The following is a 15,196-nucleotide window of genomic DNA, read 5'->3' as shown; positions in this document are numbered from 1 at the left end:
TGTAACCTGAGGCACCCTAATATCCGGAAATATGACCATGTGGTTCACCGCGAGCCAGGCCGGCCGGGACGTCTACGCCCTCGGCGAGGGTCCCGTGTGGGATCCCGCCCGGGAGCGCCTGCTGTGGGTGGACATCGACGCGGGCGCCGTACACGAGGGGCGGCTCGATCCCGCGACCGGCATGATCGAGGCCGCGACGCCGCACACCTTCGAGGGCACGGTGGGCGCGGTCGCCGTCTCCGCCGGGGGCGACCTCGTCGTCGCCGAACAGGCGGTCCTCACCAGGGTCGGCGTCACCGGACGGCGCACCGAACTCGCCCGGGTGCTGCCCCCCGGCGTACGGAGCAGGCTCAACGACGGCGCCGTCGACCCGGCCGGGCGTTTCCTGGTCGGCAGCATGGCCCTCGACGACCGGAAGGGCCGGGAGGTGCTGGCCCGGCTCGACGGCACGGCCTGTGTCCACCTCGACGAGGACCTGACCCTGTCGAACGGCCTCGCCTGGAGTCCCTCCGGCGACCGCCTCTACAGCGTCGACAGCGTGCCCCGGGTGGTGTGGGCGCGCGACTACGATCCGGCCACCGGCCGGACCGGGCCGAGACGGGAGCTGTTCACGCTGGACGACTTGCCGCCCGGCACGCTGCCCGACGGGATGTGCGCCGACGCCGAGGGCAACCTGTGGATCGCCGTTTTCGGCGGCGGGCGGGTCGAGTGCCGCGACCCGGCGGGCCGCCTGCTCGCCGTGGTCGAGGTCGGCGCTCCGAAGCCCACCTGCCCGGCCTTCGCGGGGCCGGATCTCGACATCCTGGTGATCACCACGGCCACCGAGGGCATGTCACCCCGGGACCTGGCCGAGCATCCCGGCTCGGGGCACCTGTTCACCGCCAGGGTCGGCGTACGCGGCGTTCCGGCACCCTACTGGGAGCCGCCCGCCACCCCTTCCGGATCGTGAGGCTCCGTCATGCGGGCACTGGTCATCATGGGACCCGGCGCGGCCGAGGTCCGCGACGTCGAACCACCGGTCGCCGCGCCCGGTCAGGTGGTCGTCGACGTCGAGCGGGCCGGCGTCTGCGGCACCGACCTGGAACTGTTCAGCGGCGCGATGAGCTATCTCCACTCCGGCCAGGCCTGGTATCCGCTGCGCCCGGGGCACGAGTGGTGCGGGGTCGTCACGGCGCTCGGGGAGGGCGTCGACCCCGGCTGGCTGGGTCGCCGCGTCACCGGCGACACGATGCTCGGCTGTGGCCACTGCCGCTTCTGCCGGACCGGTGTGAGCCACGTCTGTCCCGACCGGGCCGAGATCGGGATCCGCATGGGCTTCCCCGGGGGGCTGGCCGAACGGCTCGCCGTACCGGCCTCGGCCCTGCACGCGCTGCCGGAGACGATCGACGCGACGCTCGGCGCGCTCGTCGAGCCCGGCGCCAACTCCCTGCGCGCCGTACGGGCGGCCGCCGCAGGGCCCGGCGACCGGCTGCTGGTGCTGGGCACCGGCACGATCGGGCTCCTCGTCGCGCTGCTCGCGCGGGCGCGGGGGGCCGAGGTGCACCTGCTGGGCCGCGACGAGCCCGCGCTGCGGCTCCCCCACGAACTCGGCTTCGCGAACGTCTGGACTCGTCCGTCACTCCCGTCGCACCCGTGGGACTCGGTGGTCGACGCGTCCAACGCGGCGGACCTTCCGGCGCTCGCGCTCGACCTGGTCAGGCCCGCGGGCCGGGTAGTGTATATCGGAATCGCGGCCTCCCCCAGCCGCGTCGACACCCGCGACCTCGTGTTCAAGGACGTCACCGCCGTCGGCGTGCTCAGCGGCTCGGGCGGGCTGGCCGGAACGATCGAGGCGTACGCGGACGGATCGGTCGACGCCCATCCACTCGTGGCGGCCACCGTCGGGCTCGGCGACGCCGCCGAGGTGCTGGCGGGACGACGCCCGGCGGGCGCCGGGCCGGGCCCCAAGATCCACATTGATCCGCGGCGATAGCGGAGGCGCTCGCCCACCGACTCCGCTCCGCAGCGAGCACGATCTCTGCCCCGCCCGAAGGCGGGGGTGTCCACGGAGGGATTCCGATGAGCCCTAGCGATGCCGGAGCGCGCCGGCTGGCGCCGCCGGACCCCGCCGCCCTCGCGGCGGTGGAGGCGGCCGTCCCGGGGATCACCCGTGCGCGGGCGAGCGACCGGCTCGGCATGGCGCACGACGCCTCGCACTACCTGCTGACTCCGCAGGCGGTGCTGGTGCCCGAGAACGCCGAGCAGGTCGCGGCGCTGCTGCGGACCGGCCTGCCGCTGACCTTCCGGTCCGGCGGCACCAGCCTGAGCGGGCAGGGCGTGAGCGAGCACCTGCTCGTCGACACCCGCAGGCACTTCCGGGACATCGAGGTGCTGGACGACGGCGCCCGCGTGCGGGTGCAGCCCGGCGCCGTGCTGCGGCAGGTCAACGCCCGGCTCGCGGCGTACGGCCGCAGGCTCGGGCCCGACCCGGCCAGCGAGGCGGCGTGCACGATCGGCGGGGTCGTCGCCAACAACTCCAGCGGGATGACCTGCGGCACCCACGCCAACACCTACCGGACGCTGGAGTCGATGGTCCTCGTGCTGGCGAGCGGGACCGTCGTCGACACCGGCGCGCCCGACGCCGACGCGCGGCTGCGCGCCCTGGAGCCCGCGCTCGCCGAGGGCCTGGAACGGCTGCGCGACCGCGTCCGCGGCGACCCGGAGTCGGTGCGGAGGCTCACGGCGCAGTTCGCCCTCAAGAACACCATGGGCTACGGCCTCAACAGCTTCCTCGACCACGACTCCCCCGCCCAGATCCTCGCCCGCCTCGTCGTGGGCAGCGAGGGCACGCTCGCGTTCGTCGCCCGGGCCGTCCTGCGTACGGTGCCGGCGCACCGGCTCGCCGCGACCGGCCTGGTCGTCTTCCCGACCCTGCGGGCGGCGATGGCGGCGGTGCCGGAGATCGTCGCGGCGGGTCCCGCCGCCGTCGAGCTGCTGGACGCCGAGTCGCTGCGGGTCGCGCGGACCGATCCGGGCGCCGACGGCGTGCTGCGCGCGCTGGAGGTGCGCGACCACGCCGCGCTCCTGGTCGAGTGGCAGGAGTCCGTGCCCGAGGTGCTCGCCGGCCGCGAGCGGGAGGCCGCGGAGGTCTTCGCCCGACTGGACCTCGCCGCCCCGGCCCGGCTGAGCGGGGACGCCGCCGGACGTGCGGCCCTGTGGCGCATCCGCAAGGGACTGTACGCCGCGGTCGCCGGGGCCCGGCCCAGCGGCACGACGGCGCTGCTGGAGGACGTGGCCGTCCCGGTGCCCGTCCTCGCCGACCTCTGCGACGACCTCGCCGGGCTGTTCGCCCGGCACCGGTACGAGCGCAGCGTGATCTTCGGCCACGCCAAGGACGGCAACCTGCACTTCATGCTCAACGAGCGCTTCGGCGCCGATCCGGAGCGGTACGCCGAGTTCACCGAGGAGATGGTCGGCGCCGTGCTCGATCGCGGCGGCACGCTCAAGGCGGAGCACGGCACCGGGCGGGTCATGGCCCCCTTCGTCCGCCGCCAGTACGGCGACGAGCTGTACGAGGTCATGCGGGAGGTCAAGCGGCTCTGCGACCCCGGCGGCACGCTCAACCCGGGCGTCGTGCTCACCGACGACCCGCGGGCGCACCTGCGCGACCTCAAGCCCGTCGTCGCCGTCGAGCCCGAGGTGGACCGCTGCGTGGAGTGCGGCTACTGCGAGCCGGTGTGCCCGAGCCGCGACCTCACCACGACCCCGCGCCAGCGGATCGTGCTGCGCCGCGAGATCGCCGCCGCCCGGGCGGCGGGCGACGAGGCGCTCGCGCTGCGACTGGAGCGGGAGTACGACTACGACGCCGTCGACACCTGCGCGGTGGACGGCATGTGCGCCACCGCCTGCCCCGTACTGATCAACACGGGCGACCTCACCAAGCGGCTGCGGGCCGAGCGCCATGGACGCGCGGCGCAGGCAGGCTGGACGTCCGCCGCCCGGCACTGGGGAGCGGTGACCCGGGCCATGGACCTCGCCATGGACGCCGCCGCGGCGGCCCCGGCCGGGCTCGCCGAGCGGGCGAGCCGGGCGGCCCGCGCGGCCGGCGACCCCGACACGATCCCCCAGTGGAGCCGCGACCTGCCGCGCGGCGGCGTCCCCCGGCGGGCCGCATCCGCGGAGCGGGCCGACGCGGTGTACGTGCCGTCGTGCCTGAACACGATGTTCGCCCCCGCCGACGGCGGTCCGGGAGTCATGGCCGCGGTCTTCCGACTCGCCGTACGGGCCGGTCTGCGGCTGCGCGTGCCGGAGGGCGTCCAGAGCCTGTGCTGCGGCACGCCGTGGTCGTCCAAGGGGTTCACGGAGGGCTACGAGGTGATGCGCGAGCGGGTGCGGAAGGCCCTGCTGGCCGCCACCGAGGGCGGCCGCCTCCCGGTGATCAGCGACGCCGCCTCCTGCACCGAGGGGTTCGAACGCCTGGTCGCCGCGGCGGCTCCCGCCGTCCGGGTGGTCGACGCCGTGACCTTCGTGGGCGAGCACGTCCTGCCCCGCCTGCCCGAGCCTCCGGAGGGCCGGAAGCGGGCGTCGCTGGCCCTGCATCCGACCTGCTCCTCCACCCGCCTCGGCCTCGACGCCGCCGTCGCGAAGATCGCCGCGGCCGTCGCGGACGAAGTCGTCGTGCCGGAGGGATGGCAGTGCTGCGCCTTCGCGGGCGACCGCGGCCTGCTGCACCCGGAACTGACCGCGTCCGCCACCCGCGCCGAGGCCGCCTCGGTGGCCGAGGGCGGCTTCGACGCCCACGCGTCGGTCAACCGCACGTGCGAGATCGGCCTCACCCGCGCCACCGGCAAGACTTATCACCACCTGCTCGAACTGCTCGACCAGGTCACCCGCTGAGCCTCGCAGACCCGGGGTGGCCGGCCGCACCCGGCGCGTCCGGCAGTGCCCGGCGGCCTGGGGGTTCGGCAGCGCATGCGGGTTTGACGCGGGCCTCAGTTCTCGGCGTCACCGGCCCGGCGCCGGTCGAGCTGCCCGAGCAGCCGCTTCGGCGCGATCATCCGATAGCTGTCCTCGACGAGTTCGGCGATCTCCGCCCAGTCCTGTGCGGCGTCGAGGCGCGCGCCCACCCAGCCCTTCGGGCCGACGTACGGAGGGACGAAGAAGCGCTCGGGGTCCGAGGCCACGAGGGCCTGCTGCACCCCCGGGCCCGCCTTGAAGGTGAGGGACCGCCCGTCCTCGCTGGTCATGGCGAAGAGCTTGTCGCCGATCCGGAACGACGGCGCGGTGTGGCCGCCGAACGGCTTCTCCACCGCCTCCGGCAGGGACAGGCAGATCTCCCGGAGCCGCGCCACCGCGTTCTCGTCGCCCACCGCGCCCGTCCTCTCTCCCTCGCCGGGCCGCCCCGGCAGGCGCCCGTACCGCCCCAGTATGGCCGCCCCAGTATGGCCGTGCCGGACCGTGACGCGCGTGCCGGGGTTCGGCGTACTGTCCGGTGGACGGACCACGCCCTGACCCGAGGACTCCGCATGCCGAAGCTCAACCGCCCCCCGCTGCCGGTCGTCGTCGAGCACGACACCCCCATGCCGATGCGCGACGGCACCGTCCTGCGCGGCTCCGTCCATCGCCCGGCCGACGGCGGGCCGTTCCCGGCGCTGCTCGTGCGCACGCCGTACGGCGAGGACTCGCTGCGTACGGAGCCGGTGCTGCCGGCGCTGCGGGCCGGGTTCGCGGTCGTGCTGCAGCACTGCCGGGGGCGGGGCACCAGCGACGGCGAGTTCCGGCCGTGGCTGGACGAGGGCGCCGACGGCCACGACACGATCGCCTGGATCACCTCGCGGCCCTGGTCGAACGGCGAGGTCGTGATGAGCGGCATGTCCTATCTCGCCGGGTGCGCGTTGCAGGCGGCGGCCACCCGTCCGCCCGGGCTGAAGGCGGTGGTCGCGGCGATGACGCCGCACGACTTCCACGACGGCCTGAAGTATCACGGCGGAGCCTTCGCGCTGGGGTCGGCCCTGAACTGGGGGGCGTTCCAGGCGATGCTCGGCCTGCTGCACGCCGCAGAGGCGGGCGAGGACGCCGGCGCGGCCCTCGGTGAGGTGCTGCGCGTCCTGGCCGACCAGGAGACCGCCGTACGCACCCTGCCCGTCGGCGACGTCCCGGGCATTCCGTGGTGGCGCGACTGGACCTCACACGTGACGCGCGACGCGTACTGGGAGGACCTGGCCGAGACGCTGCGGCACGACCGCGTCGAAGTGCCGGTGATGCATGTGGCGGGCTGGTTCGACCTGTTCCTCGCGGGGACTCTGGAGAACCACCGCCGTCTGGGCGGCCCGCTGGTCATCGGGCCGTGGTCCCATCTCGCGCCGGGCGCCACCGGAAGCGGGCGGCTGTTCTTCGGCGCGGCCGCGTCGGCGCAGGCGATCGGCCTGGAGGAACGGCAGCTGGCCTTCCTCCTGGGCAAGGACGACGGCCCGGCGGTGCGGATCTTCGTGATGGGCGACGACGTCTGGCGGGACGAGGAGGCCTGGCCGCTGGAGCGCGCCGTCGGCACCCCCCACTACCTGCACGCGGACGGCCTGCTCTCCCCCGAGCCGCCCTCGGCGGCGGAACCGGCCGTCTTCGTCTTCGACCCGCGCGACCCCGTTCCGACCGTCGGCGGCCCGACCCTGCTGGCCGATCCCACCAACGTCGGTCCCCAGGACCAGCGGGACGTGGAACGTCGGCCGGACGTGCTCTGTTACTCGTCGGAGGTGCTCGCCTCCGACGTCGAGGTGACCGGTCCGGTGTCGGTGACCCTCCACGCGGAGACCTCGGCCGCCTCGACCGACTGGACGGCCAAGCTCGTCGACGTCCATCCGGACGGCCGGGCGATGAGCGTGATCGACGGCATCGTCCGCGTTCGCGTGCCGTCCGGGACGTTCGTCATCGATCTCGTCGCCACCAGCCAGGTCTTCAAGGCGGGCCACCGCATCAGGGTGGAGATATCCAGCTCCAACTTCCCCCGCTTCGACCGCAACCCCGGCACCGGCCGCACCGACAGCGGCGAGGCGGACCTGGTCGTCCAGCACCAGAAGGTCCACCCCGACTCGTACGTCACCCTCCCGATCATCCCCCGCTGAGCGGCTCCGCGGGCTCGCCGTCTTCCCGGTGGGACGCGTCCGAACGCCGAATCACCACCGCTTTCAGCAGGCGATTCGGCGTTCAGCGGACGGTTCTGGTCAGAGCTCGTCATGCAGGAGGGCATCCGCGGACTGGACCGTGGCGGCGGCGCGGATCCACGCGTCCAGCCGGTCGAGGTCACGACACTTCCTGATCTTGTCGTTGAGCTCGTCGGGCACCTCGATCCCGCGGGCGGCCAGCACGGTCAGGATCGCCTCGGTCTTGCCCTCGGTCTGGCCCTTGGCGATGTTCTCGCGGGCCCAGTCGCTGAGGTATTCGTAGCTCTCTGTCTTCATGTGCCTCTCCAAGTGATCCCAGATCTCTCGGGGGAGCGCCGCACGCACCATGTCAGCATACATACCCCCCTGGTCACGGTCGAGATTGTGCAGCGCGGCGAACAGCGCGTTGAGGATATCGGGGCCCTGCGGCGTGGTGGCGTGGTGAATCACCGACAGCATCGCCAGTTCGATGTCGTCGGCCGCCTGGCCGGGATCGGTGATGACGGGGACTTCGTCGGGGCCCGCGACCAGCGGCGTCAGCACCAGCCCGGGGTGGCCGAGGTCGATCGGCCGGGAGCACCACCGGGCGACGGCCGCCTCCGGGCAGATCACCAGCAGCATGACCGGGCATTCCAGGCGCGTGCGCAGACTGACGAGGTACATCGGCCAGGACCAGAGCTTGCCGGGATCGCGGCCCCGCTGCACCTCAACGATCACGGCGACGACCGGCTCGGGGTCGGCGCCCGGACGCTTGCGCCGGAACACGATGACCGAGTCGGCGTGACGAGAGGCGGGTGTGACCTCGGTGAGGTCGGCCGACTCCACCGCGGCGTAGTCGAACTCTGGGAGCTGTACGTCAAGGGAGCGGGCCAGGAGTCCGGCGGCCAGATCGGGCCGTTCCTGGAACAGTCGTATCACCGCTTCGTGTTCAATCGTAAGCATGGAGTGACCATAGGAGCGTGCCGAAGGTCGACATTGATCGTTATTACTGATAGTTATCAAACAGTTACAATCGATGAATGCCGACCGTAAGGCCGGCTATCGGAGGTAGGCCGGGGGGACGTGGTCGACCAGCCAGACGCCGTTGGCGCTCAACCGGAACTGGTGCCCGGCCGCGTGCATCGCCGCCGCGTCCACGACGAGGACGACCGGCGTGCCCCTGCGCTCGCCGACGCAGGTGGCGGTCTCCCGGTCCGGCGACAGGTGGACGTGGTGACGTTCCATCGGCCGCAGGCCCTCCTCACGGATCGCCTCAACGTTCCGGGCGACCGTGCCGTGATAGAGGATCGGGGGCGGCTCGGCCACCGGGAGGTCGAGGTCGACGGCCACCGAGTGCCCCTGACTGGCCCGGATCCGCTCGCCGTCGATCACGTACCGCCGCTTGTCGTTGTCGGCGACCACCTGCTCCAGCTCGGCACGCGAGATCGGGAACCCGTGCGCGGCCGCCGCCGTCAGCAACGTGTCGACGGCGACCCAGCCGTGCGCGTCCAGTCCGATGCCGATCCGCTCGGGTTCGTGGCGCAGATGCTTGGCCAGGTACTTCGAGACCCGCACCAGCCTGCGTTCGTCCATCAGCCTCTCCCGGTGTCCTTGACGAGCCCGCTGAACGCCGCGGGGACCGGCCGGACGGCCGGTGAGGAGGGCTCGGAGGCTGGATGTGCCGGCAGGCCCGTCGACGGGCCCACCTGGAATCGAACCAGGAGGAGAAGGAAGCCTCCGAATGGCCTCACCGGGCCGGAGCGCGAGGAAAGCGGGAAGACTAGACAGGCGCCCTTGCGGGCAATCCGGTTCCCATAAAGGTAGAAGGAAGCCTTCCCATGGCCTCGCGATCTTCACGATATCAGGCGGGGATCAGCTCGTGCAGAGTCGCGGGCGTGTGGACGCGCGCCCCCTCCGGGAGGCCGGCGGGTGCGTCGAGCCCGATGTACGTGACGTGACCGCCCGCGGACGGCTTGGCCCGGAGCAGATCGGCCAGGTAGCCGACCCGCAGGTAGTCCCGCTCCACGATCGAGCGTACGAGCAGCGACGTGGTGACCCGGTTGCCCTCCACCTGGTTGAACGCCGGATGGCCGGACAGGTGGAGATGCAGCCATTTCACCCGCCACGCGCCGTCGTCTCCGCGCAGGAAGACCAGGGGAAGCGCGACGCGGCCGGACCCGCGCAGGTCGGACTTCATGCGCACGGTGCGCGGCTCGAACGGCCTGCCCTCCTGCGCGGCGTCCCTGGTCATGAAGCCGAAGAACGCCTCGGCGGCCTCGTCGAACCGCTCCCCGGCGTAGATGTGGACCTGGGGGATGACGATCGGCTGGGTCGCCTGCGGAAGTCGTATGTCGATGAACTCCGACGCGCCCTCGGCGGCGTCGGTGAGGTCACCCGAGTAGGTCGCGAAGTCGTTGCCGTAGGACGTCCACGAGATGTGCGTCGGGTTGTCATAGGTGGCGTCGAGCATGAGCGCGGACAGATCGTAGTCGGTGCTCCGGCTCGCCTGGCGCCAGTAGACGAAGAAGCGGAGCAGCTCACCGTCCACGGGTGACAGCGACCCGCGGGGCAGCACCCCGAGCCCCGGCGCGGCGCTCTTGCCCGACAGGGGCAGCGCCACGTCGAGCACGGCGGGATCGATGATCAGTTCGCCCGGGTCGGGGAGGCGGCGGGTGATCTCCTCGTCGAGGACTGAGAGGGTACGGTCGAGTGCCTCCTCGTCGAGCGGTGCGCGGGTGTCGGGGGTCGCCCACGCCCCGCCGTGCCGGTTGGTGAAGACCCGGTCCGCGGGGGCGATCCGGTTCTGCAGGTGCTCGCGCAGGGAGAGCAGCACGCGGCCGGAGGCGTGCGCGGCGGCCCGCTCCGCCGCCTCCAGCACGGCCGGGCCGCCACCCGTACGCAGCAGGTGGTCGAGGCGGCGCAGCAGCGCGCCGGGCGTGTGCTCCAGCAGTGCGACGGCGTCGTCGGCCCGGCCCTCGGCCAGCGCGGCCTCGACCCGGCCACCGAAGCTCGCCGCCTTGCGCACACCCCTGGCCACGTCGAAGACCTGGGCCGCCCCGGGGAACCGCGGGTGCTCGTGGGGGTGCAGCCGCTCGCCGAGCCGCTTCCACTGCTCCCGGTGGCGGAGCACGTCGCCGTGTTTGGCGGCAGGGACAGCGTCGAGGGCGGCCAGCAGGATCCGGCGTTCGGCGCGGCGGAAGGAGCGCAGGCGGGTGGGGGTGGACAGGGTGACGTCACCGCCGGAGCAGAGCGCGGCCACCCTGAGCACGTCCGTCACGGTGTCGACGAGCAGCGGCTGCCCGGCGGCCAGCCGCACCTCGTTGAGGACGGCCCGGTTCTCGCGTACGGGGACGTGCTCGGGCCGGTCGCCGGCGCAGAAGGCGGCGAGCGCGCGCAGAGCTGTGAGGTCCTCGGCGGCGAGCGGGACCTCGGAGCCGGCGAGCGAGAAGTAGAGCTCGCGCGCCTCATCCCGCAGGCTCCCGCCCAGCTCCAGCACGGTCACCCGATCCCTCGCCAGGGGGATCAGCTCGTCGTGCGCGGCGAGCAGGTCGGCGTAGGTGTGCTGGTAGCGGCCGTACCGCGGCAGATCGAGCAGGTTGAGGGTGCCCGGCTGGAGCCGGGCGGCGGCGACCGGGTCGAGCATGGCCTCGCGCAGCAGCCCCGCCCAGAACTCCAGCGTGTCCGGGACGTTCCTCGGGAAGTCGGCGAAGTAGGCGTTGTGCTCGACGTGGTCGCCGACCAGGCGGCGGACCGCGGCCAGGACCCGCAGGCCGAGGTCGATCACCTGTTCCCCGGGCAACCGGGCCAGGCGGTCGAGCAGCGCCGGCGAGCACGTGAAGCCGACGCTGAGCAGCGCCGCGTCGAGCTGCCGGGCGGCCACCTCACCCCAACCGGGCGTGCCGTCCCCCTCCGCGTCGACGGGAACGCGCAGGCGCCGGGCAATGACGAGATCTTCCACGCAGGCACGATATACGGCCACTACCGGCGCATCGCCACTCGAAATCCGCTCCGCGTCGACGGCGACGGGCCGCTTTCTCGCAGCAGGCGAGGATGTTCGGCACGGCCCCCGGCCGGATCGGGAGGCTCTGGATTGGCATCTCGACGAGGTGTTCCTCGGAGCGTGACGCGCGCATATCGACTCGGACACGGGACGTCGTCGCGGATGAAGGTCACCGTAGGGTGCCGGTCATGGACTGGGTCGAGCGCGTCGCCGGCATCAAGCCCTGGAAGCGGCACGGCGAGCGGGCGCCGCACAAGCCGCTCCTGCTGCTCTACGCCCTCGGGCGGTTCCAGCGCGACGGCGGCCGGCCGATCCCCTTCAGCTCCGCCGAGGCCGAGCTCGGTCTCCTGCTCAAGGAGTTCGGGCCGCCACGGAGGACCAGTCCCGGTTATCCCTTCCATCACCTGACGAACGACGACAGTCTCTGGCTGGTCGAGACCATGCACGGTCCGGGCAGTCCCGGCGCCGAACTCGGGCGGCTGCGCGAGGCCCAGGCCATTGGACGGCTCCATCCCGACCTGCTGCGCGCCCTGACCGACGACTCCGGCCTCGTCGTACGGCTCGCGCGGTACCTGCTGGACGCCAACTTCGAGCCGTCTCTGCACCCGGACATCTGCCGTCTCGTCGGCCTCGAACTCAACGACCAGGTCGCCGCCGCCGAGCAGGCCTCTCTTTCCGCGGCCCGCCGGAACCCGGCGTTCCGGGAGCGCGTGCTCGTCGCGTACGAGTACTGCTGCGCCTTCTGCGCATACGAAGGGTGGCTGGACGGCACGGCGGCCGGCCTGGACGCCGCGCACGTCCGCTGGTGGGCCTTCGACGGGCCCGACGACCTGGACAACGGGCTGTGCCTGTGCGCGATCCACCACAAGCTGTTCGACAAGGGCGTCCTCGGGCTCACCCCGCAGCGTACGATCGCCGTATCCCGGAAATTCGCGAGCCGCAGCCCGGCGGCCGGGCAGATGGTCCTCTCCCTGGCCGGACGCCCCTTACGGGAACCCCAGCGCGGGCTCGACCCCGTCGACGGTGGCCACATCGACTGGCACATCCGGCAGGTGTTCCGCGGGCCCGCCCGGCACTGACGGGCCGCCCGCCGCCGGGTCAGCGTGGCGTCCAGGTCGGCGTGGGCGCCGAGCGGAAGAGGAAGACCTGGTCGCGCCGTCCCGTGCAGGACTTCTGGGCGATCTCCGCCCCCGCCCGCATGTCGGACTCGCCGTACAGCGTGCCGACGCACAGGCCGCTGTGCAGGGGATGCACGACGAATCCCGATCCGGCGGGCTTCAGCAGGAACTGCTGATGAGGCGCCCCCGTGCAGTCCTCGGGCGCGATCAGCGCACCGGGAGCCTTCAGCGCCTCGTCCACGGTGAGGCAGCCGACGCCCTCTACGGGATGATGCCACTCGATCTGCGTACGGTCGCCGACCGCCCGCAGATAGGTGTCCGGAACCAGGCCCGCGCAGGGACGCTGCACGGCCAGAAGGCGATCCGTCCTTCCGCTGCGCTCGCGTCCCTCCCCGATGCACAGGTCGCCCTCCGCGACGTGCGCTGGAACCATGTGATACCACCCGTCGGACGGCACGCGGTCGCTGAGGACGGTCGCGGCGGCGCGGGACGGTGAGGGCTCCGGGGTCTCGACGCCGGCCCGGGGCTCGTAGAGCGACGGCAGGATTGAGACCACCGCGAGGAGCACCAGGAGGACACCCGCTCCGACTCCCACCAGGGCCGGCCACTGCGGCCCTCGTCGCGCCGGGCCCCCGGGCGGATGAACCCGGCCGCCGGGGTCGCCGGGTGCGACGGACGAGAGCGGCATCTCGGCGGCCAGGCGTTTCCTCGCCGCCACCCATCGAGCCGACTCCGCCTCGTCGAGCCCGCACGCCCGTACGAACGCGGCCACGAACTCCTCCCTCGGGAGGGTCACCCGCCCCAGGGCGCCGGCGATGGTGCTGGCGGGCAGCACGTCGCCGTTCGCCTTGGCGGCAGCCGTGAGCTGACGGAAGGTCCGGCCCGACCACTGGCGCAGACTGCCCAGGGCGGCGACGAACTCGGCGGTCGTGGTGAGCCCATCGGGCTGCGGCGGCGCGTCGAACGGACCTGCCACGACGATTCCCCCAAGCCCCGGTCCAGCGTCAATCCAGGCGAAACCCTAACAAAAATCAGTGCTGCGAGGCGGCCCGTCGAGTCAGCGGTCTCCGTCCGGCGAGCCCGTTCACGAGCGTCTGGAATGGATCTTCGGATGGACGTCCAGCACGGCCTGGTCGGCGGCGGCGCGGCCGGAGATCCAGCCCTCGCGGTTGCTGACCGAGCCCGTCCTGACCATGCTGAGCCCGGGGAACATCTTCTCCACCGCCGCGTCGACCACCTGGTCCCTGGCCGCCAGCACCGGCAGCAGGTCTCGGCCGGTCTCGGCCGTCGCCTGCCGGACCGCCTCCCCCGCCGCCTCGTGCAGCCGTTCCCCGATCCGATAGGCGTAGGCGGCGAGGAACGACTGCCGAAACGACCGCGTGCGGGACCGGCCGGCGCCGTCCCGGCGTGCGCCGGCCTGCCGAATCGCGGTGGTGGCCTGCACCAGCAGGGAGGTGAACAGCACCTCCACCGCCGCCAGTTCGGCCGGGAACCCCAGCACGGTGGCGAACCCGAGGTGGCGGGTCCAGATCGAGCGGCAGTGGTTGGCCGAGGCGATGACGTCCAGCAGCACCGCCTTGGGCTCCTCGTAGGGCGCGTCGATGCCCAGGCGCCGCCCCTGCGGTTCGTCGTCCGTACGGCTCGCCTCTCCGGCGGCCAGCAGCGCGGCGTCGATGCTGTACCGGGCCATCAGCGACTGGGCGGCGGCGGTGAACGTCTCGGCCTCCGCCTCGAACTCCGTCGACTCGGCCTTGGCCAGCAGCGCCCGCACCCGCGTCAGCATCCGCTCGTCCACCCGCCCGGCCGCCCGGGCCGTACGGCGGGCCGAACCGGGCGGCGGGCACAGCCGTTCCAGCGGCTGCAGCGTCGCCAGCAGGATGATCACCTCCAGCGCCCGGGCGACCATCCCCGCCCGGTCGCCGTCCTCGCGCAGGTACTCCTCGTCTCTCCCCCACCAGACGGTGGCGTCCAGGGCGGTCAGCTGGTCCTGCCAGCGCTCGTCCACGGTCGCCGGGGCGTAGGCCCGCATCTCGGCGGCGACGGCGTCGGTGGCCAGGCACACGTGCCGCGCCCCGAACCGCCGCCCCACGAGCCGGACCACGTCGGCCGGCATCCACCCGTTGCGCCAGGCACGTGTCAGGTGATCGCCGAGCATGCCCAGCAACGCGCGGTCGACGACGGTCCGCAGGCCCGGGTCGCCGGTCAGCGTCTCCACGAGCCGCGGAAACTGCGGCGCGTCCGCGTGCAGTCGCGCGGCCACCGCGGCCGACAGCAGCTCGGTCACCATCTCCTCCGGCGGTGGCTCCGCCCGCCCTCGGGGGAAGGCCCCCACCCCACCGGGCGGCCCCTGCCACCGGCTCCCGCGCTCGTCCTCCCCGGCCCTGTGCCACTCCCGGCCCGCCCTGCCCATGTGTCCTCCCACCTCGCCCTTCCCCCCGCCGGGGGCTCCTCACCGAGGTCACGATTCTGACAGCGTCCCGGCCGCTCCGAAGACGTTGTCCACAGGCGGGCCGCCGGTGGATCGCGCGCGCCGGCCGAGCCGCGCCTCCCGGCCGTCACCCGGCGGGCGAGCAGCGGCTAGCCCCACGTTTGTGGGGTTTCTCGCCCCCTTCTCACCTGCGCATACTCGATTCACACCGCATTTTCCCGTCAGACAGAGAGGTGAAGGCATGGCCTTCGATCCGAGGGAAGCTCTGCGTGAAGCGGGCGTCCTCAACAGCCCCCTGGCCGCCGAAGTCGAGGCGGCGTTCGCCACCTTGACCAGGGAGGAAGTCGACCTGCTCATCTCGCTCAAGGACAAGCTCCCCAACGCGCTGCCCGGTGTGCTGGCGCACGCCGGCGCGGGCGGCGAGTGGTCCCGGCCCGAGGTGGAGGCCCACACCGTGCCGGTCGAGGCCAAGTGCCTGTGCGGAGCCTGGTCGGGCTCCGGATCCGGCGCGGCGGAGTAGTCCGGGCAGTTCGCG

At 73.0% G+C, this 15,196-nt stretch carries 12 protein-coding genes; 6 read left to right on the top strand and 6 right to left on the bottom strand.

Annotation, left to right across the window (positions count from 1 at the left end; all coding sequences use genetic code 11):
* Positions 1-31: 31 nt before the first annotated feature.
* The 3 genes from OG344_RS24135 (at position 32) to OG344_RS24125 (ending at position 4,875) form a co-directional block, all read left to right on the top strand.
* Positions 32-949, top strand: coding sequence for an SMP-30/gluconolactonase/LRE family protein (locus OG344_RS24135; RefSeq protein ID WP_405085026.1), 918 nt, complete (start codon positions 32-34; stop codon positions 947-949).
* Between the two features lie 9 nt (positions 950-958).
* Positions 959-1,972, top strand: a complete 1,014-nt coding sequence (locus OG344_RS24130) for a zinc-binding dehydrogenase (RefSeq protein WP_405085025.1) — start codon at positions 959-961, stop codon at positions 1,970-1,972.
* Between the two features lie 86 nt (positions 1,973-2,058).
* Complete coding sequence (locus OG344_RS24125; RefSeq protein ID WP_405085024.1) at positions 2,059-4,875, top strand: FAD-binding and (Fe-S)-binding domain-containing protein; 2,817 nt, start codon at positions 2,059-2,061, stop codon at positions 4,873-4,875.
* A gap of 95 nt (positions 4,876-4,970) precedes the next feature.
* On the opposite strand, the gene OG344_RS24120 is transcribed toward OG344_RS24125, so the two are convergent.
* Positions 4,971-5,348 carry an MmcQ/YjbR family DNA-binding protein gene (locus OG344_RS24120; protein ID WP_405085023.1) on the bottom strand — a complete coding sequence of 126 codons (378 nt, stop codon included), beginning with the start codon at positions 5,346-5,348 and terminating at the stop codon, positions 4,971-4,973.
* Between the two features lie 156 nt (positions 5,349-5,504).
* Between OG344_RS24120 and OG344_RS24115 the strand changes: the two genes are divergently transcribed.
* Positions 5,505-7,097: a CocE/NonD family hydrolase gene (locus tag OG344_RS24115; protein ID WP_405085022.1), complete on the top strand. Its 1,593-nt coding sequence runs from the start codon at positions 5,505-5,507 to the stop codon at positions 7,095-7,097.
* 99 nt (positions 7,098-7,196) lie between these two features.
* Here the strand turns inward: OG344_RS24115 and OG344_RS24110 are convergent, their stop codons facing one another.
* The 3 genes from OG344_RS24110 to OG344_RS24100 all read right to left on the bottom strand — a co-directional run bounded on the left by OG344_RS24110 (position 7,197) and on the right by OG344_RS24100 (position 11,073).
* Positions 7,197-8,078 carry a hypothetical protein gene (locus OG344_RS24110; RefSeq protein WP_405085021.1) on the bottom strand — a complete coding sequence of 294 codons (882 nt, stop codon included), beginning with the start codon at positions 8,076-8,078 and terminating at the stop codon, positions 7,197-7,199.
* Positions 8,079-8,174: 96 nt separating this feature from the next.
* A complete protein-coding gene (locus OG344_RS24105; protein WP_405085020.1) occupies positions 8,175-8,708 on the bottom strand; it encodes an RNA 2'-phosphotransferase in 534 nt (177 codons plus the stop codon).
* A 268-nt stretch (positions 8,709-8,976) separates the two neighbouring features.
* Positions 8,977-11,073: a hypothetical protein gene (locus tag OG344_RS24100; protein ID WP_405085019.1), complete on the bottom strand. Its 2,097-nt coding sequence runs from the start codon at positions 11,071-11,073 to the stop codon at positions 8,977-8,979.
* 230 nt (positions 11,074-11,303) lie between these two features.
* On the opposite strand from OG344_RS24100, the gene OG344_RS24095 reads away from it, so the two are divergent.
* Positions 11,304-12,194, top strand: coding sequence for a phosphorothioated DNA-binding restriction endonuclease (locus tag OG344_RS24095; RefSeq protein ID WP_405085018.1), 891 nt, complete (start codon positions 11,304-11,306; stop codon positions 12,192-12,194).
* Positions 12,195-12,213: 19 nt separating this feature from the next.
* Here OG344_RS24095 and OG344_RS24090 read toward each other — a convergent pair whose 3' ends face one another.
* Together OG344_RS24090 and OG344_RS24085 are read right to left on the bottom strand one after the other, a co-directional pair.
* A complete protein-coding gene (locus tag OG344_RS24090; RefSeq protein ID WP_405085017.1) occupies positions 12,214-13,209 on the bottom strand; it encodes a hypothetical protein in 996 nt (331 codons plus the stop codon).
* Positions 13,210-13,317: 108 nt separating this feature from the next.
* Complete coding sequence (locus OG344_RS24085) at positions 13,318-14,643, bottom strand: DUF2786 domain-containing protein (RefSeq protein ID WP_405085016.1); 1,326 nt, start codon at positions 14,641-14,643, stop codon at positions 13,318-13,320.
* Positions 14,644-14,902: 259 nt separating this feature from the next.
* Between OG344_RS24085 and OG344_RS24080 the strand changes: the two genes are divergently transcribed.
* The gene (locus tag OG344_RS24080; RefSeq protein ID WP_150934441.1) at positions 14,903-15,181 is read left to right on the top strand and encodes a StsA-related sactipeptide RiPP; all 279 of its coding nucleotides are present in this window, start codon (positions 14,903-14,905) and stop codon (positions 15,179-15,181) included.
* Positions 15,182-15,196 lie beyond the last annotated feature (15 nt).

It is taken from the genome of Microbispora sp. NBC_01389, from assembly GCF_045040095.1.
Classification (GTDB): Bacteria; Actinomycetota; Actinomycetes; order Streptosporangiales; family Streptosporangiaceae; genus Microbispora.
This window is presented reverse-complemented; position numbering and strand designations above follow the sequence as displayed.

Bases quoted from the DNA above. Each gene is read 5' to 3' on its own strand.
- OG344_RS24125 (WP_405085024.1), top strand. From the start codon at position 2,059: ATGAGCCCTAGCGATGCCGGAGCGCGCCGGCTGGCGCCGCCGGACCCC.
- OG344_RS24105 (WP_405085020.1), bottom strand. From the start codon at position 8,708: ATGGACGAACGCAGGCTGGTGCGGGTCTCGAAGTACCTGGCCAAGCAT.
- OG344_RS24095 (WP_405085018.1), top strand. From the start codon at position 11,304: ATGGACTGGGTCGAGCGCGTCGCCGGCATCAAGCCCTGGAAGCGGCAC.
- OG344_RS24130 (WP_405085025.1), top strand. From the start codon at position 959: ATGCGGGCACTGGTCATCATGGGACCCGGCGCGGCCGAGGTCCGCGAC.
- OG344_RS24080 (WP_150934441.1), top strand. From the start codon at position 14,903: ATGGCCTTCGATCCGAGGGAAGCTCTGCGTGAAGCGGGCGTCCTCAAC.
- OG344_RS24085 (WP_405085016.1), bottom strand. From the start codon at position 14,643: ATGGGCAGGGCGGGCCGGGAGTGGCACAGGGCCGGGGAGGACGAGCGC.
- OG344_RS24115 (WP_405085022.1), top strand. From the start codon at position 5,505: ATGCCGAAGCTCAACCGCCCCCCGCTGCCGGTCGTCGTCGAGCACGAC.
- OG344_RS24135 (WP_405085026.1), top strand. From the start codon at position 32: ATGACCATGTGGTTCACCGCGAGCCAGGCCGGCCGGGACGTCTACGCC.
- OG344_RS24110 (WP_405085021.1), bottom strand. From the start codon at position 8,078: ATGCTTACGATTGAACACGAAGCGGTGATACGACTGTTCCAGGAACGG.